The organism is Cellulomonas uda (assembly GCF_006538705.1).
Lineage (GTDB): Bacteria > Actinomycetota > Actinomycetes > Actinomycetales > Cellulomonadaceae > Cellulomonas > Cellulomonas uda.
Genome location: NZ_BJLP01000021.1, coordinates 44,324 through 61,037, shown reverse-complemented (window position 1 = coordinate 61,037; position 16,714 = coordinate 44,324). Strand labels below are relative to the sequence as shown.

Genomic DNA, 16,714 nt, shown 5'->3' with positions numbered 1-16,714 from the left:
GGAGTCGCGCTCGACCACGCCGTGCTCTGGAGCGCCCCCTGTTTCTCGGGGCGGCTCCCCGTCCGCTACATGGCATCGGTGTCGGCGGACCGCCGCGACACGGCGCCGGGCGGACGCGACGGACGCGTGGTCGGTCTGGCTCGGGGCGCTGGGGTGTGCCGGACCGCGTGTGTCGGGTGGTGAGCACGGGTGCGGGTTCGGCGGGTGTGCGGAGCGGATGAGACGATGTCCGCCGAAGACGAGGAGACTTTCAGATGAACAGCGACGAAGCGGGTCGGCGCGCGAAGCGCGGCTCGAGCCAGGCTGGCGGATCCCGCGGCGCGGCCGGCGGTCGCGCCGGCGGCCAGGGCGGCCAGGGCGGGCAGGCGCAGGGCCGCGGGCGCGGTGCGTTCGGCGGCGCGGGCGGAGGTGCGGCGAGCGGCCGGGGTGCCACGGGTGGCGCTCCGAGCGGTCGGGCCACGGGCGGGCAGCGCGGCTCTCGTCCGGCGCCGGACGGGCGCGGTGAGCGCGGCGGTGCGTCGTACGGCCGTTCGTCGTCGGGCCGTTCGTCGTCGGACCGTTTGTCCAGCCGGTCGTCCTCCGCCGGTTCCTGGTCGGACCGCTCGTCCGGCAGGCCGTCGTCCGATCGTCCGTGGTCGGACCGGTCGTCGTCCGCCCGCTTCCCCTCGGGGCGTTCCTCGAGCGAGCGTTCGGCCCCCGGCGCGGCATCTGCGGGCCGTTCGACGGGCTGGGACCGCGGCGGGCAGCGCTGGAGCTCGTCCGGAGGTCCCGGCCGGGCGACGACGGGCGGCTCGGCGTCACGGGGTGACGCCGGCGCGAGCCGGGGTCGCCCGTTCGTCGCTGGTGAACGGTCGCGGCGTGCGGACTGGTCCGGTGACGCCGGGCGCGCTCAGGGCGGGCGCGGTGCGCAGGGCGGCCGGGACGAGTCCCGCGGACGTGGCGGCGCTCGGTCGACGCAGTCCGGCTACGGCGCTCGTTCGGGCGGCCGCCCGGACGGCGTCGGCGCCACCGGTGCGGCGTTCGAGCGACCCTCGTGGTCGCGTGGTAGCGGCCGGCGCGACGACGCGACGGGTGACCGACGGACCTACGACGACCGGGGGGCTCGAGGTGAGCGTCCCGGCCGCGACGATCGCCGTGGCTCGTGGGACCGTCGGGACGACCGTGCCGCAGGCGCGGGCCGTCCCTCCCGCGGTGAGCGGCCGGCGTACGGTGAGCGACCCGCATACGGTGACCGTCCGGCGTACGGCGAGCGACCCGTGAACGGTGACCGGCCGGCATACGGGGAGCGACCCGCATACGGCGGGCGTCCGGAGCGGGGTGGGCGTCCCACGTCCGGTGGGCGGCCCTCTCAGGGGGGTCGGCCCGGTGGTGCGCGCCCTGCGGCCGGTGGCGGAGGCGGTGCGGGCCGCGGAGGGTACCGGCCGGACGAGCGGACGGGTCGCGCGGAGGGTGAGCAGCGGTCGGGGCAGGCGTCCGGGCGCACGTTCGGCGAGCGTCCCGATCGCGGTGGCCGTCCGGACCGCGGTGGCCGTCCGGAAGGCGCCGACCGCGGACGTGACGTCCGTGGGCAGGATCGGGGCGAGCGGCGCAGCGGGAGCGGCTACGGCCGGACCGGCGACCGGTTCGACCGCGGGGACCGTGCGCAGCGCGGTGGCGACCGCACCTTCGGTGGACGCTCGGAGCGCGACGACACGCGACGTCCGACGCGCCCCCCGCAGGACCAGCGGGTGGCGGGGCCGGAGATCCCCGAGGACGTCGTCTTCGGCGACCTCGACAGGTCCGCGCGTGCGCCACTGCGGACGCTCACCAAGGACAACGCGAACATCGTCGGCCGCCACCTCGTGATGGTGGGGCGGCTCCTCGACACGGACCCCGAGCTCGCGTACGAGCACGCTCAGGCGGCCGTTCGCCGGGGTGGCCGGGTGGACATCGTGCGCGAGGCGGCCGGCTTGGCGGCGTACCGCACCGGGCGGTACGCGGAGGCGCTGCGTGAGCTGCGCACCGTGCGCCGCCTCAACGGCTCGTCGGAGCACCTGCCGGTCATGGCGGACTGCGAACGTGGGCTCGGACGTCCGGAGCGGGCGCTCACCCTGGCGCAGTCGCCCGAGGCGGAGTCGCTCGACCCCGAGGCGCGGGTGGAGCTCGCGATCGTGGTCAGCGGCGCCCGGCTCGACCTGGGTGAGGCGGAGGCCGCGGTCGCCGTCCTCGGTACGACCGAGGTGCGCGCGGCCGCCGGTGAGCTGGCGGTGCGCGTCGCCGTCGCGCGGGCAGCGGCGCTCGAGGCCGCGGGACGCGCCGACGAGGCGGGGGCGGAGCTCGCGCGGTTCAGCGCCGCGCAGGTCTCCGCGGTGACCCAGGGGCCGGCGGACGACGAGGACGACATCGTCGTGTTCGACGTCGAGGAGGACCTCGACGACGTCCCCTCCGACGAGGACGCGCGCGACTCGCGGGACTCCGCGCAGGCGGCGGACGAGCGAGAGCACGTGCCGGACGAGGACGTCCCCGGTGACGAGGACGCGGCCGGCATCCCGGCCGGAGACGAGGAGGACGCGGGCGCATGAACGGCGGACTGATCGCCGCCCCGGTGCCGCCGGCGCGGGCGTACGACCTCGCGCTCGTCGACCTCGACGGTGTCGCGTACCGCGGGCACGAGCCGATCGAGCACGCCTCCGACGGGCTCACGGCCGCGCGTGACGCGGGGATGCGGCTGGTCTTCGTGACGAACAACGCCTCGCGTGAGCCGGAGTCGGTCGCGGACCAGCTCAGCGGGCTGGGCATCCCGACCACGCCCGGTGAGGTCATGACGGCGGCGCAGGCGGCCGCGCAGCTCCTGCGGTCGCGCCTGGAGAGTGGCGCCCGGGTGCTCGTGGTCGGTGGCGCCGGGCTGCGCACGGCGGTGCGGCAGGCGGGCTTCGAGGTCGTCGAGTCGGCGGACGACGAGCCGGCCGCGGTCGCCCAGGGCTTCGCGCCCGAGGTCGGCTGGACGCAGCTCGCGGAGGCCGCGTACGCGATCGAGCGCGGCGCGTGGCACGTCGCGTCGAACCTGGACCTGAGCCTGCCGACCGCGCGCGGCTTCGCACCGGGCAACGGCTCGCTCGTCGGCGCGGTCCGGGCCGCGACGGGCGTCGCGCCCGACAGCGCGGGCAAGCCGTCGCCGACGATGTACCACATGGCGGTCGAGCGGGCGGGGGCGCGGCAGGCGCTCGTCGTCGGTGACCGGCTCGACACCGACCTCGCGGGAGCGCGCTCCGGCGGGTTCGTCGGGCTGCACGTGCTGACGGGGGTCAGCTCGGCGCGCGACGACGTGCTCGCGCACCCGGGCGAGCGGCCGCACCTCATCGGAGCGGACCTGCGGGCGCTGCACGAGACGCACCCGGCCCCTGAGCTCGGCGGCGACGGGTGGTGGACGTGCCGCGAGGCCGCCGCGCGCGTGGTCGACGGTCGGCTCGAGCTCGGGCGTGGCGGGTCGACCTCGGGCGTCGACCCGCTCGACCAGGTGCGAGCGGCGTGCGCCGCGGCGTGGGCGGCGGTCGACGGCGGGGACGAGCTCGACGCGTCGTCGGTGCCCGAGCTCGGTCCCTCGGCCGTCTGACGCGTCGCGAGCTGCCCCTCGGCGGCGGCGCGGTCACCTGTGGGTCATGCCGGTGGTGCGTCGGCGCGGGCGGGTAGCGTGGTGCAGCGGCCTCGGCCGGGACACATGACGGACCACGAGCGGACGACGAGCGGACGGAGGTCGACGTGGGCGACGACGAGCGTGGGGTACCGACGCCCGCGCGTCTGGCGGCGCGTGTGGCGCCGCCCACTGTCGGGCTGACGGCTGCAGGATCGGGCGCCGGGGCTCCCGCGGGCAGCGCGCCGTCCGGGGGAGCCGCCGACGAGGCGGTCCCGGCGAGCGAGGTCCCGGCGAGCGACGTCCCGGCGACCGACGTCCCGGTAGGTGCGACGCCGGCTGGTGTGGTCCCGCCGGGCCACGTGACGGGTGACGCCGCTGTCGACGAGGCGCTGCGCGTCCTCGACGGCCTCGCGGAGCGACCGCTCGGCGAGCACGTCGCCGCGTTCGACGCGGTCCACTCCGCGCTGCAGGACCGGCTCGCCGAGTCGCAGGGCTGACCGCGTGACCACCCGACTGGACACCGAGCTCGTGCGTCGCGGTCTGGCCCGGTCGCGCCGCCACGCGGGTGAGCTGATCGCGGCGGGCCGTGTCAGCGTCGACGGCCGCCCGGTGCAGCGCAGCGCGACGCAGGTCGACCCCGCGCGCGGGGTCACAGTCACGCTGGACGACGACGACCCGGGGTACGCCTCGCGCGCGGGGCACAAGCTCGCGGGCGCTCTCGACGCGCTCCCGCAGCTCGTCGTCGCGGGGCGGCACTGCCTGGACGCGGGCGCGAGCACGGGCGGGTTCACGGACGTCCTGCTGCGGCGCGGCGCGCGCACGGTGTGTGCGGTCGACGTCGGGCACGACCAGCTCGTCGACCGGCTGCGCGACGACCCACGCGTCGACGTGCGCGAGGGCGTCAACGTCCGCGGTCTCGCTGCGGGGGACGTCGACCCGGCTCCGGGCCTCGTCGTCGCGGACCTGTCGTTCATCTCGCTGCCCCTCGTGCTGCCGGCGCTCGCCGCCGTCGCCGCGCCGGCCGCCGACCTGCTCGTCATGGTCAAGCCGCAGTTCGAGGTCGGCCGTGAGCGGCTCGGCTCGGGCGGCGTGGTGCGCGACGCCCGGCTGCGCACGGAGGCCGTCGTGTCCGTGGCGCACGCGGCGGCGGCACTCGGCCTCGGGGTGCGCGCAGTGGTCACGAGCCCGCTGCCCGGACCGAGCGGCAACGTCGAGTACTTCCTGTGGTTGCGGGCCGAGGTCTCGCCGCAGGTCCCCACCGAGCAGATCGAGCGCGTCGTCAGCGGCGGGCTCCCAGGAGGTGCGCTGTGACGCGTCGTGCCCTGATCGTCACGCACCGCGGCCGCCTGGAGGCGGTGAGCGCCACCCGTGAGGCCGTCCGGGTGCTCGAGGGCGCCGGCATCGAGCCGGTGCTCGCCTCCGAGGAGACCGTGGCGGCGGACCTGCCCGACTTCGAGCTCGCGGTCGTGCTCGGTGGCGACGGGACGATCCTGCGCGCCGCGGAGCTGACGCGCGGTACGGGTGTGCCGCTGCTCGGCGTCAACCTGGGGCACGTGGGCTTCCTCGCGGAGAGCGAGCGGGACGACGTGGGCGAGGCGGTCCGGCGGCTCACGGAGGGTGACTTCGACGTCGAGGAGCGCGTGACGCTGCGCGTGCGCGTGCTGCTCCCCGGCGGCGACGTGGTCGAGGACTGGGCGCTCAACGAGGCGGCGCTCGAGAAGGCGGAGCGTTCGCGGATCCTCGAGGTCGCGGTCGAGGTCGACGGGCGCCCGCTGTCGAGCTTCGGCTGTGACGGCATGGTCGCCGCGACGGCCACGGGCTCCACCGCGCACGCGTTCTCCGCGGGCGGCCCGGTGGTGTGGCCCGACGTGGACGGCATGATCCTCGTGCCCATCTCGGCGCACGCGCTGTTCGCCCGCCCGCTCGTCGTCGGGCCGGGGAGCCGTCTCGCGCTCGAGGTGCTCGAGCGCTCGCCCGCGCCGGGACAGCTCACGTGCGACGGGCGTCGGACGGTCGAGGTGCCGCAGGGCGCGCGCGTCGAGGTGACGCGCAGCGACGTGCCGGTGCGCCTCGCACGGCTGAGCCCGGCGCCGTTCACCACCCGGCTCGTCCAGAAGTTCGCGCTCCCGGTCACGGGTTGGCGGGGGCTCGCCGCGGCTCGCCGTGACGGCGACGTGCCGCAGGACGGTGGTGCACGGTGATCGAGGAGATCCGGATCAGCGACCTGGGCGTGATCGGCGCCGCGGACGTGCGGCTCGGCCGCGGCCTGACGGTGCTCACGGGGGAGACCGGCGCGGGCAAGACGATGGTGCTCACGGCGCTGGCGCTGCTGCTCGGCGGCAAGGCCGACCCGGCGACGGTGCGGACCGGCGCGAGCAGTGCCGCCGTCGAGGGCCGTGTGGTGCTCGCGGCCGGTCACCCGGCGCTCGAGCGCGCGGCCGAGGCGGGCGGCGCGGTGGACGACGACGGCAGCCTCCTGCTCGTGCGCACCGTCGGCGCTGCGGGTGAGGGCGGCTCGGGTCGTTCCCGCGCGTTCGTCGGAGGACGCTCGGTGCCGCAGGCGGTGCTCGCCGAGCTCGCGGAGACGCTCGTGACGGTGCACGGGCAGGCGGACCAGGCGCGGCTGCGCTCACCTGCGCACCAGCGCGCCGCGCTCGACGAGTTCGCCGGCCCGGACCACGCACGGACGCTGCGCGCGTACCGCGACGCGTGGGCCGAGCGGGCGCGCGTGCGCGCCGAGCGCGCCGAGCTCGTCGAGCGGGCCCAGGACCGCTCGCGCGAGGCGGAGCTGCTGAGGCTCGGGCTCGCGGAGGTCGAACGTGTCGACCCGCAGCCCGGCGAGGACGTCGAGCTCGGCGCCGAGGAGGGGCGGCTCGCGCACGCCGAGGAGCTGCGCGTCGCGGCCGTGACCGCGCACGACGCGCTCGCGGGTGACACGGACAGCGGCAGCGGGCTCGTGAGCGCCGCCGACCTCGTGGAGCAGGCGCGACGAGCGCTCGAGCACGTCGGGACGCACGACCCGGCCCTGGCCGAGCTCGCGACACGTGTCGGCGAGGCGGGCTACGTGCTCGCCGACGCGGCAGCCGAGCTCGTGTCGTACGCGTCCGACCTGCAGGCGGACCCGCGACGGCTCGAGGTGGTCAACCAGCGGCGCGCCGAGCTCGCGACACTCACCCGCGCGTACGGCAAGGACGTGGCCGAGGTGCTCGAGTGGTCACGCACCGCGAGCCTGCGCCTGCTCGAGCTCGAGGGCGGCGACCAGCGGATCGAGGAGCTGGACGTGCAGCTCGCGGAGCTGGACGCGCGGCTCACCGAGCTCGCGGGTGCCGTGTCGGCCGCACGCTCGGCCGCGGCCGAGCGGCTCGCGAAGACGGTGTCCGCCGAGCTCGCCGGTCTCGCCATGGCGGGCGCGCGGGTCGAGGTCGTCGTGCAGCCCGCGGCCGAGCCGGGGCCGCACGGGGCGGACGAGGTCGAGATGCTGCTCGTGCCGCACGCCGGTGCGCCCGCACGGCCGCTCGGCAAGGGTGCGTCGGGCGGTGAGCTGTCGCGCGTCATGCTCGCGCTGGAGGTCGCGCTCGCGGAGCGCGCGGGTGCGGACCGGCCCGCGACGTTCGTGTTCGACGAGGTCGACGCGGGCGTCGGCGGCAAGGCCGCCGTCGAGGTCGGGAGGCGGCTCGCCGCGCTCGCGCGCGACGCCCAGGTGCTCGTCGTGACCCACCTCGCACAGGTCGCCGCGTTCGCGGACCACCACCTCGTCGTGTCGAAGTCGACCCGGGGTGGGGTCGACGTCGTCACCGCGTCGGACGTGAGGTCCGTCACGGACGACGAGCGCGTCCGCGAGCTCGCACGCATGCTGAGCGGTCAGGACGACTCGGACTCGGCACGCGCGCACGCAGCGGAGCTCCTGGAGCTGTCGGGCATGGGACGATGAACCACGATGAGAGCCACTCTGCGTCGTCGTCGTCCGCCCGCGCCTGAACCCGGGGTCGCCGGGCCCGCCCGTGTCGATCGTCGGACCAAGTCGCTGACCAAGCGTCTGCGGCCCGGCGACATCGCCGTCATCGACCACGAGGACCTCGACCGTGTGTCGGCCGAGGCGCTCGTCGCGTGCCAGCCGGCGGCGGTGCTCAACGCGGCGCGGTCCACCTCGGGCCGGTACCCCAACCTCGGCCCGGAGATCCTCGTCGAGGCGGGCATCCCGCTGGTCGACGACCTCGGTCCCGACGTCATGGGCATCACCGAGGGCCACCACGTCCGCATCCTCGACGGGGCCGTGCACGACGGCGGCACGCTCGTCGCCGAGGGGGTCGAGCAGACCACGGCGAGCGTCGCGCTCGCGATGGAGGAGGCGCGCGCCGGCCTCTCCGTGCAGCTCGAGTCGTTCGCCGCGAACACGATGGACTACCTGCGCCGCGAGCGGGACCTGCTCCTCGACGGCGTCGGCGTGCCGGACATCGACACGCGCATCGACGGCCGCCAGGTGCTCATCGTCGTGCGCGGGTACCACTACAAGGAGGACCTCGTCACGCTGCGCCCGTACATCCGTGAGTACCGCCCGGTGCTCATCGGCGTGGACGGCGGCGCGGACGCGATCCTCGAGGCCGGCTGGCGGCCCGACATGATCGTCGGCGACATGGACTCCGTCTCCGACCGTGCGCTGGCGTGCGGTGCCGAGGTCGTCGTCCACGCGTACCGCGACGGGCGTGCGCCCGGGATCGCGCGGGTCGAGCAGCTCGGGGTGCCGCACGTCGTGTTCCCGGCGACGGGCACCAGCGAGGACGTCGCGATGCTGCTCGCCGACGACAAGGGCGCCGAGCTGATCGTCGCGGTCGGCACGCACGCGACGCTCGTCGAGTTCCTCGACAAGGGACGCTCCGGCATGGCGAGCACGTTCCTCACGCGACTGCGCGTCGGCGGCAAGCTCGTCGACGCGAAGGGCGTCTCGCGCCTGTACCGCCAGCGCATCTCGAACCTGCAGCTCACGCTCCTGGTGCTCGCGGGCCTGCTCGCCCTCGGCGTCGCGCTCGCCTCCACGGAGGCCGGCCAGACGTTCTTCGGCCTCGTGGGTGCGCGCGTCGACGACTTCACCTCGTGGGTCCGCGGCCTGTTCTCAGGCGCCGCATGAGCACCCACGCCACCCCGGGCACGACCCACGGAGAGACCGCCTCGTGATCGACTTCCGCTACCACCTCGTCTCGCTCATCTCGGTGTTCCTCGCGCTCGCCGTGGGCATCGCGCTCGGCGCCGGACCGCTCAAGGAGACCATCGGCGACACGCTGACCGGTCAGGTCGACCAGCTGCGCACCGAGAAGGACGAGCTGCGCACGCAGCTCGACGAGACCTCGGGCGACCTCGCGGACGCGCGCGCCTTCGTCGACGCGTCCGGCCCCGCCCTCCTGGACGGCGCGCTCGAGGAGCGTCGCGTCGCGGTCGTCGCGCTCGGCGACGTCCCCGAGGCCGAGCGCACCGCAGTCGACGACCGGCTCGCGCAGTCGGGTGCCGAGGTCACGGCGCACGTGGCGCTCACGGACGCGTGGTTCGACCCGGACCTGCGCTCGTACCGCAACGCCCTGGTCGGCCTCGTGCTGGAGAACCTCGACCCCGCACCCGCCGACGACGCGACGCTCGACGAGCAGCTCGCGCAGGCGCTGGTGCAGGGGCTCACGGGTGCCGACCCGGCCTCGCCCGACGCGCTGACCGCGGACGCCGCGAACGTGCTGGCGATCCTGTCGGAGGGCGACAACCCCATGATCACGCTCGCGGACCCGGTCACGACCGGCGCCGACGCGGTCGTCGTCCTCGCGGTCCCGGTCGAACCCGCGTCCGCGGGCACCGCGGCCACCCCGACCACCGAGGCGGACGCCGCCTCGACCGACGCGCACGTCGCGGTGCTGCGGGCGGCCCAGGAGCAGTCCGAGGGCTCCGTGCTGGTCGACGGCCCGCGTGGCGCGGGCAGCCTCGTCGACGTGGTGCTCGCCGACGAGGCGCTCGCGTCGCGGCTGGCGACCGTCTCCGGCGCCGAGCTCGTGACCGGCCAGGTCACGGTGCCGCTCGCGCTCGCCGCGCGCATCTCGGGCACGATCGGGCACTACGGGTTCGGCGACGACGAGACCCCGCTGCCCGCGGCGGTCACGCTCCCGCCCGTCGACCGCACACCGGTCGTCGACCCGGAGCAGGGCACCGGTGACCCGACGAGCGCGGCCACCACGCCCGCGGGAACGGGCGGATGAGCGTCACGCGGCGCCTCGTCGCCGCGGCGGCGGCACGGACCGTCACCGCGGTGGTGCGGGCCGTGCTCGAGGAGCACGCGCCCGGCGGACAGCAGCGCTGGCTGCGGACCAACCACCGCGGTGAGCCCGTCAGCATGCTCGAGGGCCCGGCCGTCGCGGCGGGCGTCCTCGCCGGCGCGCTCGTCGCGCCGGGTCGCGCGGCGGCGGCCACCGTGGTCGCGACGGCGACGGGTGCGGCGTTCGGGATCGTCGACGACCTGGCGGAGGACGTCCAGGACCGGCGCAAGGGCCTGCGCGGTCACTTCGGTGCGCTCGCGCAGGGCCGCGTCACGACCGGCGGTCTCAAGGTCCTCGGCATCGGCGCGGGCGCGCTCGTGACCGCGGCGATCGCCACACCGCGGACCTCGCCCTCGGGCGGACGTCGCGGGCTGCTCGGCTGGGGGGCCGACGTCGCGCTGTCGGGGGCCCTCGTCGCGACGAGCGCGAACCTCGTCAACCTGCTCGACCTGCGTCCCGGGCGTGCGCTCAAGGCGAGCACGGTCGCCGCGCTGCCGCTCGCCGTCGGACCCGGCGCCGGCGCCGTGCCTGCGGCGTCGGTCGTGGGCGCCTCGGCGGCAGCCGCGGGTGCGGACCTCGCGGAGACCGACATGCTCGGCGACGGCGGAGCGAACGCGCTCGGTGCCGCGCTCGGTGCGGCGGTCGTGCTCAGCGCACCTCGCCCGGTGCGCCTCGCGGCGCTGGCCGCCACGGTCGGCCTGACGCTCGCCAGCGAGAAGGTGAGCTTCACGACCGTCATCGAGTCGACGCCGGTGCTGCGCGACGTCGACCGCTGGGGCCGTCGTCCGGTGCACGCGCCGGCCGAACCGCCGGGCGACGAGGGGTGAGCCCTCAGGTCCGCCGCGCGCTCGGCGGGCTCGCCGGGGCCGCGGCCATGATCGCCGCGGTCACGGTGCTCTCACGGCTCCTGGGCTTCGCGCGCTGGCTCCTGCAGGCCTCGCAGGTCGGCGACGGGGCGATCGGGGACGCGTACAACTCCGCCAACCTGCTGCCGAACGTCCTGTTCGAGGTCGCCGCGGGTGGCGCTCTGGCGGGCGCGCTCATCCCGTTGCTCGCCGCGCCGATCGCGCGCGGGGACCGCAGGGAGGTCGAGCGCACGGCGTCGGGTGCCCTGGGCTGGACCCTGCTCGTGCTCGGCCCGCTCGCGCTGCTGCTCGCGGCCCTCGCGTCGCCCGTGGCGCAGTCCCTCGCGCACACGCCGGACCAGGTCGCCCTCATCCGGTTCTTCATCCTGGTGTTCGCCGTGCAGGTGCCGATGTACGGCGTGGCCGTCCTGCTGTACGCGGTGCTGCAGGCGCACAAGCGCTTCTTCTGGCCCGCGTTCGCGCCCGTCATCTCCTCGCTCGTCGTCATGGCGACCTACCTGGTCTACGGGGCGCTCGCGGACGGCGAGCGCTCCGACCCCGACGCGCTCGCGGCGGGTGCGCTCGAGGCGCTCGCGTGGGGCACCACGCTGGGCGTCGCCGCGATGTGCCTGCCGATGTTCGTGCCCGTGCACCGGCTCGGCGTGCGGCTGCGGGTCTCCCTGCGGTTCCCCGAGGGCGTCGGACCGCGGCTGCTGCGGCTCGCCCTCGCGGGCGTCGGGTCCGTCGCGGCGCAGCAGCTCGCGCTGCTCGTCGTCATGCGCGTCGCCTGGTGGCAGCCGTACGCCGAGGTCGGCACGTTCACGCGGTTCCTCTACACCCAGCAGGTGTACCTGCTGCCGTACGCGGTGCTCGTGGTCCCGCTCGCCACGTCGACGTTCCCGCGTCTGGCGGCGCGCGCGTCGGCGGGCGACCGTGCGGGCTTCGCGACGATGGCCGCGGTCACCACGCGCGCGGTGCTCGTCGCGGCAGGCGTGGGTGTCGCGGTCGTCGTGGCCGCAGCGCCCGCGGTCGCGACGGTGTTCGCGCACATCGCGGGGAACGCCGCGATCGCCGGCCAGATGGGCCTCGCGCTGACCTGGATGATGCCGGGGCTCGCGGGGTTCGCCCTGCTGTTCCACGTCTCGCGGTCGCTGTACGCCCTCGAGCGCGGGCGCGCGGCCGCGGCCGCGAACGTCCTCGGCTGGGGGACCGTGGCGCTCGCCGCCGTCGTCCTGGTCCGTCTGCGCCTGCCGGACGGTGGCGCGGTCGTCTCGATCGCGGCCGCGAGCACGGTCGGCATGCTCGTCGCCGGTGCGATCGCGCTGGTCCTGCTGCGTCGCGCCGCCGGGCCGGGCGCACTGCTCGGTCTCGCCCGCACGACCGCGGTCCTCGTGGCGGGGGTGGGTGTCGCTGCGGTCGTCGGGCGATGGGTCGCCGACGCGGTGCAGGACGTCGCGGGCCACGGCGTGTGGACCGCGCTGGGTGCCGGCGCCGGGGGAGCCACGCTTGCGCTCGCGGTCGTCGCGGCGGTCGTCGGGCTCGCGGACCGGTCCACGGTGCTCGGGGTGCTGCGCGCGGACCGCTCGGCGGCCCCGGCCGCGCAGTGGTCCGACTCACCGCGTGCCGGGGGCTCCGGCGGCGGGGACGTCGGGTAGGCTGGAATCCCGTGACAGAGCGCGCGCACCGACTCTCCGGGCGGTCGGACCACCTGACCCGGCACATCTTCGTCACCGGGGGAGTTGCCTCCTCTCTCGGCAAGGGCCTGACGGCGAGCAGCCTCGGCCGACTCCTCCGCTCGCGTGGCCTGACGGTCACCATGCAGAAGCTCGACCCGTACATCAACGTGGACCCGGGCACCATGAACCCGTTCCAGCACGGCGAGGTCTTCGTGACCGACGACGGTGCGGAGACGGACCTCGACGTCGGCCACTACGAGCGGTTCCTCGACGTGAACCTCGTCGGCTCGGCGAACGTCACGACCGGCCAGGTCTACTCGCAGGTGATCGCGAAGGAGCGGCGCGGCGAGTACCTCGGCGACACCGTCCAGGTCATCCCGCACATCACGGACGAGATCAAGGCGCGCATGCGCTCGCAGGCGTCCGACGACGTCGACGTGATCATCACCGAGATCGGCGGCACGGTCGGCGACATCGAGTCGCAGCCGTTCCTCGAGGCCGCCCGCCAGGTGCGCCACGACCTCGGCCGCGACAACGTGTTCTTCCTGCACGTGTCGCTCCTGCCGTACATCGGCCCGTCCGGTGAGCTGAAGACCAAGCCCACGCAGCACTCCGTCGCCGCGCTGCGCAGCATCGGCATCCAGCCCGACGCGATCGTGCTGCGCGCCGACCGCGAGGTCCCGGAGTCGATCAAGCGCAAGATCGCGTTGTTCTGCGACGTCGACGTCGACTCGGTCGCGATCGCCAAGGACGCGCCGAGCATCTACGACATCCCGCGCGTGCTGCACTCCGAGGGCCTCGACGCCTACGTCGTGCAGCGGCTCGGTCTGCCGTTCCGCGACGTCGAGTGGAGCGGGTGGGACGAGCTCCTCAAGCGCGTGCACGAGCCCGCGCACTCGGTCGAGATCGCGCTCGTCGGCAAGTACATCGACCTGCCCGACGCGTACCTGTCGGTGACGGAGGCCCTGCGTGCGGGTGGCTTCCACCACGACGCGAAGGTCGTCATCCGCTGGGTCACGTCCGACGACTGCCAGACGCCGCAGGGCGCGCAGTCGGCGCTCGAGGGCGTGGACGCGGTGCTCGTGCCCGGCGGGTTCGGCGTGCGCGGCATCGAGGGCAAGCTCGGCGCGCTGCGCTGGGCGCGCGAGAACCGCGTGCCGACGCTGGGCCTGTGCCTGGGGCTGCAGTGCATGGTCATCGAGTACGCGCGCAACGTGCTGGGTCTCGAGGGCGCCTCGTCCTCGGAGTTCGACGACGACCCGACGCACCCCGTCATCGCGACGATGGCCGAGCAGCTCGCGATCGTGGGCGGCGGCGGCGACCTGGGCGGCACGATGCGCCTGGGGGCGTACGACGCGGTCCTGACGCCGGGCTCGGTGGTCGCCGAGACCTACGGCGCCACGCGGATCAGCGAGCGGCACCGTCACCGGTACGAGGTCAACAACGCCTACCGCGACAAGCTCGAGGAGGCCGGCCTGGTGATCTCGGGCGTCTCGCCCGACACGTCGCTCGTCGAGTTCGTCGAGCTGCCGCGCCAGGCGCACCCGTACTACGTCTCGACGCAGGCGCACCCGGAGTTCAAGTCCCGGCCGACGCACGCGCACCCGCTGTTCGCGGGGCTCGTGGGCGCTGCGCTCGCCCGCAAGGACGAGAGCTGAGCACCGACGAGGAGCCGCGCGACCGCGCGGACGAGCACCCCGTCCTCGAGCACGAGGTCGTCCACCACGGGCGGGTCTGGGACCTCGCGCGTGACGTGGTCGACCTCGGGAAGTCGCAGGTCGTGCGCGAGTACGTGGCGCACACGGGTGCCGTGGCCGTCATCGCCCTGGACGACGAGGACCGCGTCCTGCTGCTGTCGCAGTACCGCCACCCCGTGCGGCACGTGCTGTGGGAGCCGCCCGCGGGGCTGCTCGACGTCCCGGGCGAGGACCCGGTGCGCGCGGCGGCTCGCGAGTTCGCGGAGGAGGCCGACCTCGTGGCCGGTCGCTGGTGGCGGTTGGTGGAGTTCTTCACGACCCCGGGCGGGTCGTCCGAGCGGATCACCGTCTTCCTGGCACGCGACCTGACGCCCGTGCCGGACGCCGACCGGTTCGTCCGCGAGGACGAGGAGGCGTCGATGGTGCCGGTCTGGGTGCCGCTCGACGAGGCCGTCGCGGGCGTGCTGGGCGACCGGTTCGCGAGCCCGTCCACCGTGGTGGGTGTGCTCGCGGCGGCCGCGGCGCGTGCGCGAGGCTGGGAGACGCTCGAGTCCGTCACTCCCTGAGCCGAGAGGTCGGACCGAGGTTGGACCTGACGAGGGCGGGGCCGGGCGGCGTCGGGACTGCGTCCCGACCCCGCCCTCGTCGTCGCGGGCGTCAGCGGCTGGTGCTGCGCCGGTACTGCGCGTTCGCGAGCGGGATGAACACGACCAGGAAGATGACCGTCCAGATCAGGGTGTAGAGCTCCGCGTGCTGCAGCGGCCATGACGTCGGCTCGGGGACGCCCGCCGGGATGTTGCCGAACAGCTCACGCGAGGCCTGCGTGACGGCCGAGACGGGGTTCCACTCGGCGAACGTCTGCAGGACCTTCGGGAGCGACTCGAGCGGGACGAACGTGTTCGCCACGAACGTGAGCGGGAAGATCACGATGAACGTCGCGTTGTTGAACACCTCGACGCTCGGGACGAGCATCCCGAGCCACGCCATGATCCACGAGATCGCGTAGGCGAACACGATGAGCAGCGCGAACCCGAGCAGGGCCTCGGGCACCGAGCTGTGGATCGCCCAGCCGACCAGCAGTCCCGTGAGGGACATGACGACGAGGACGAGGACGTTGTTCACCACGTCGGACAGCGTGCGGCCGGTCAGCACGGCCGAGGGCGCCATGGGCAGGGACCGGAACCGGTCGATGATGCCCTTCTTCACGTCCTCCGCGAGCCCCGCGCCGGTGATGGTGGCGCCGAAGATCACGGTCTGCGCGAAGATCCCCGCCATGAGGAACTCGCGGTAGGCGCCCGGGTCGGTGCCGCCGGGCACCTGGATGGCGCCGCCGAACACGTACGCGAAGAGCAGCACGAACATGATCGGCGAGAGCGTCGTGAAGACCAGCAGGTCGGGGACGCGCTTGATCTTGATGATGTTGCGGCGGGCGACGACGTGGGCGTCGCTCAGCACGGTGGGGAGCGCCATCACGCACCCTCCTTCGTCGTCGTCTCGTCGTCCTCCGCGGGGCGGCCCGTGAGCGTCAGGAACACGTCGTCGAGCGTGGGGCGCCGCAGCCCGACGTCGTCGAGCGCGATCTGCGCCTGGTCGAGCAGACGCAGCGCCTCGGTGAGGGTGCGGGCACCGCCGGTCACGGGCATGACGAGCGAGCGGCGGCCCTCGTCGAGCGTCGCGTGCCCCACGCCGAGCGGCGCGAGCAGCTCGCCCACGCGCGCGAGGGTCGACGCGTCGGAGACCGACAGCTCGAGACGCTCGCCGCCGACCTGGAGCTTGAGCTGGTCGGCCGTGCCCTGCGCGATGACCTTGCCGTGGTCGATCACGACGATCTCGTCCGCCAGCACGTCGGCCTCCTCGAGGTACTGCGTGGTGAGCAGGAGCGTCGTCCCGCTCTTGACCAGCGTCTGGATGACCTCCCACATGTCCGCGCGCCCGCGCGGGTCGAGGCCCGTCGTCGGCTCGTCCAGGAAGATCACGGGCGGGCTCGCGACGAGCGCACCCGCCAGGTCGAGCCGGCGGCGCATGCCGCCGGAGTACGTGCGGGACGGGCGGTCCGCGGCGTCCTCGAGGCGGAACTGCGCGAGGAGCTCGCGTGCCCGCTCGCGCGAGCGCGCCTTGCCCAGGTGGTACAGCCGCCCGATCATCTCGAGGTTCTCGTACCCGGTGAGGTACTCGTCGACCGCCGCGTACTGACCCGACAGGCCGATGCGCCGGCGGACGGCGCGCGGGTCGTGCAGCACGTCGACGCCGGAGACCTGCGCGGTGCCCGCGTCGGGCCGCAGGAGGGTCGCGAGGATGCGGACCGTGGTCGTCTTGCCCGCGCCGTTCGGCCCGAGGAGCCCCAGGACGCTGCCCTGGGGGACGGTGAGGTCGACGCCGTCGAGCGCGACGACCTCCTTGTAGCGCTTCACGAGCCCGCGCGCGACGACGGCGGGCTGCGCCTGCGGTGCGGCGTCCGGCGGGGCCGAACCCGCGGAGGCGTGCCGGCCTGCGTGCCGGTCGAGGGTGTCGTCGGTCATGGTCGCGACTCTAGGTGTGACCTCCGACACGGAACACCCCGTTCTGCCCCGGAGTGTTCCCGGCGCCGCTGCGCGCC

The 16,714-nt window shown here is 75.1% G+C and carries 14 protein-coding genes; 12 read left to right on the top strand and 2 right to left on the bottom strand.

Going from position 1 to position 16,714, the window contains the following annotated elements; translation table 11 throughout:
- Positions 1–1,727: 1,727 nt before the first annotated feature.
- The 12 genes from CUD01_RS07865 (at position 1,728) to CUD01_RS07810 (ending at position 14,684) form a co-directional block, all read left to right on the top strand.
- Entirely contained in the window at positions 1,728–2,561 is an 834-nt protein-coding gene (locus tag CUD01_RS07865) for a hypothetical protein (protein WP_244937707.1), read from the top strand.
- Complete coding sequence (locus tag CUD01_RS07860) at positions 2,558–3,592, top strand: HAD-IIA family hydrolase (RefSeq protein ID WP_141320067.1); 1,035 nt, start codon at positions 2,558–2,560, stop codon at positions 3,590–3,592. The genes CUD01_RS07865 and CUD01_RS07860 overlap by 4 nt, the downstream gene beginning before the upstream one ends.
- A gap of 146 nt (positions 3,593–3,738) precedes the next feature.
- Positions 3,739–4,110 carry a hypothetical protein gene (locus tag CUD01_RS07855; RefSeq protein WP_141320065.1) on the top strand — a complete coding sequence of 124 codons (372 nt, stop codon included), beginning with the start codon at positions 3,739–3,741 and terminating at the stop codon, positions 4,108–4,110.
- Between the two features lie 4 nt (positions 4,111–4,114).
- On the top strand, positions 4,115–4,924 hold the full coding sequence (locus tag CUD01_RS07850; protein WP_141320063.1) for a TlyA family RNA methyltransferase: 810 nt from the start codon (positions 4,115–4,117) through the stop codon (positions 4,922–4,924).
- Positions 4,921–5,814, top strand: a complete 894-nt coding sequence (locus CUD01_RS07845; protein ID WP_141320061.1) for an NAD kinase — start codon at positions 4,921–4,923, stop codon at positions 5,812–5,814. The genes CUD01_RS07850 and CUD01_RS07845 overlap by 4 nt, the downstream gene beginning before the upstream one ends.
- Entirely contained in the window at positions 5,811–7,544 is a 1,734-nt protein-coding gene (gene recN / locus CUD01_RS07840; protein ID WP_141320059.1) for a DNA repair protein RecN, read from the top strand. The genes CUD01_RS07845 and recN overlap by 4 nt, the downstream gene beginning before the upstream one ends.
- 6 nt (positions 7,545–7,550) lie before the next feature.
- On the top strand, positions 7,551–8,738 hold the full coding sequence (steA, locus tag CUD01_RS07835) for a putative cytokinetic ring protein SteA (RefSeq protein ID WP_094179868.1): 1,188 nt from the start codon (positions 7,551–7,553) through the stop codon (positions 8,736–8,738).
- A 43-nt stretch (positions 8,739–8,781) separates the two neighbouring features.
- Entirely contained in the window at positions 8,782–9,843 is a 1,062-nt protein-coding gene (locus CUD01_RS07830) for a copper transporter (RefSeq protein ID WP_141320057.1), read from the top strand.
- Positions 9,840–10,727 carry a hypothetical protein gene (locus CUD01_RS07825; protein ID WP_141320055.1) on the top strand — a complete coding sequence of 296 codons (888 nt, stop codon included), beginning with the start codon at positions 9,840–9,842 and terminating at the stop codon, positions 10,725–10,727. The genes CUD01_RS07830 and CUD01_RS07825 overlap by 4 nt, the downstream gene beginning before the upstream one ends.
- Positions 10,724–12,400, top strand: a complete 1,677-nt coding sequence (gene murJ / locus CUD01_RS07820) for a murein biosynthesis integral membrane protein MurJ (RefSeq protein WP_141320053.1) — start codon at positions 10,724–10,726, stop codon at positions 12,398–12,400. Before CUD01_RS07825 ends, murJ begins: the two co-directional genes overlap by 4 nt.
- 11 nt (positions 12,401–12,411) lie before the next feature.
- The gene (pyrG, locus tag CUD01_RS07815) at positions 12,412–14,079 is read left to right on the top strand and encodes a CTP synthase (RefSeq protein WP_094179872.1); all 1,668 of its coding nucleotides are present in this window, start codon (positions 12,412–12,414) and stop codon (positions 14,077–14,079) included.
- Entirely contained in the window at positions 14,076–14,684 is a 609-nt protein-coding gene (locus CUD01_RS07810) for an NUDIX domain-containing protein (RefSeq protein ID WP_141320079.1), read from the top strand. The genes pyrG and CUD01_RS07810 overlap by 4 nt, the downstream gene beginning before the upstream one ends.
- A 91-nt stretch (positions 14,685–14,775) precedes the next feature.
- On the opposite strand, the gene CUD01_RS07805 is transcribed toward CUD01_RS07810, so the two are convergent.
- Both CUD01_RS07805 and CUD01_RS07800 read right to left on the bottom strand, forming a co-directional pair.
- Positions 14,776–15,588 (bottom strand): ABC transporter permease, encoded by an 813-nt coding sequence (locus tag CUD01_RS07805; RefSeq protein ID WP_094179873.1) that lies wholly within the window; start codon positions 15,586–15,588, stop codon positions 14,776–14,778.
- A complete protein-coding gene (locus CUD01_RS07800) occupies positions 15,588–16,637 on the bottom strand; it encodes an ATP-binding cassette domain-containing protein (protein WP_141320051.1) in 1,050 nt (349 codons plus the stop codon). Before CUD01_RS07800 ends, CUD01_RS07805 begins: the two co-directional genes overlap by 1 nt.
- Positions 16,638–16,714: the final 77 nt, after the last annotated feature.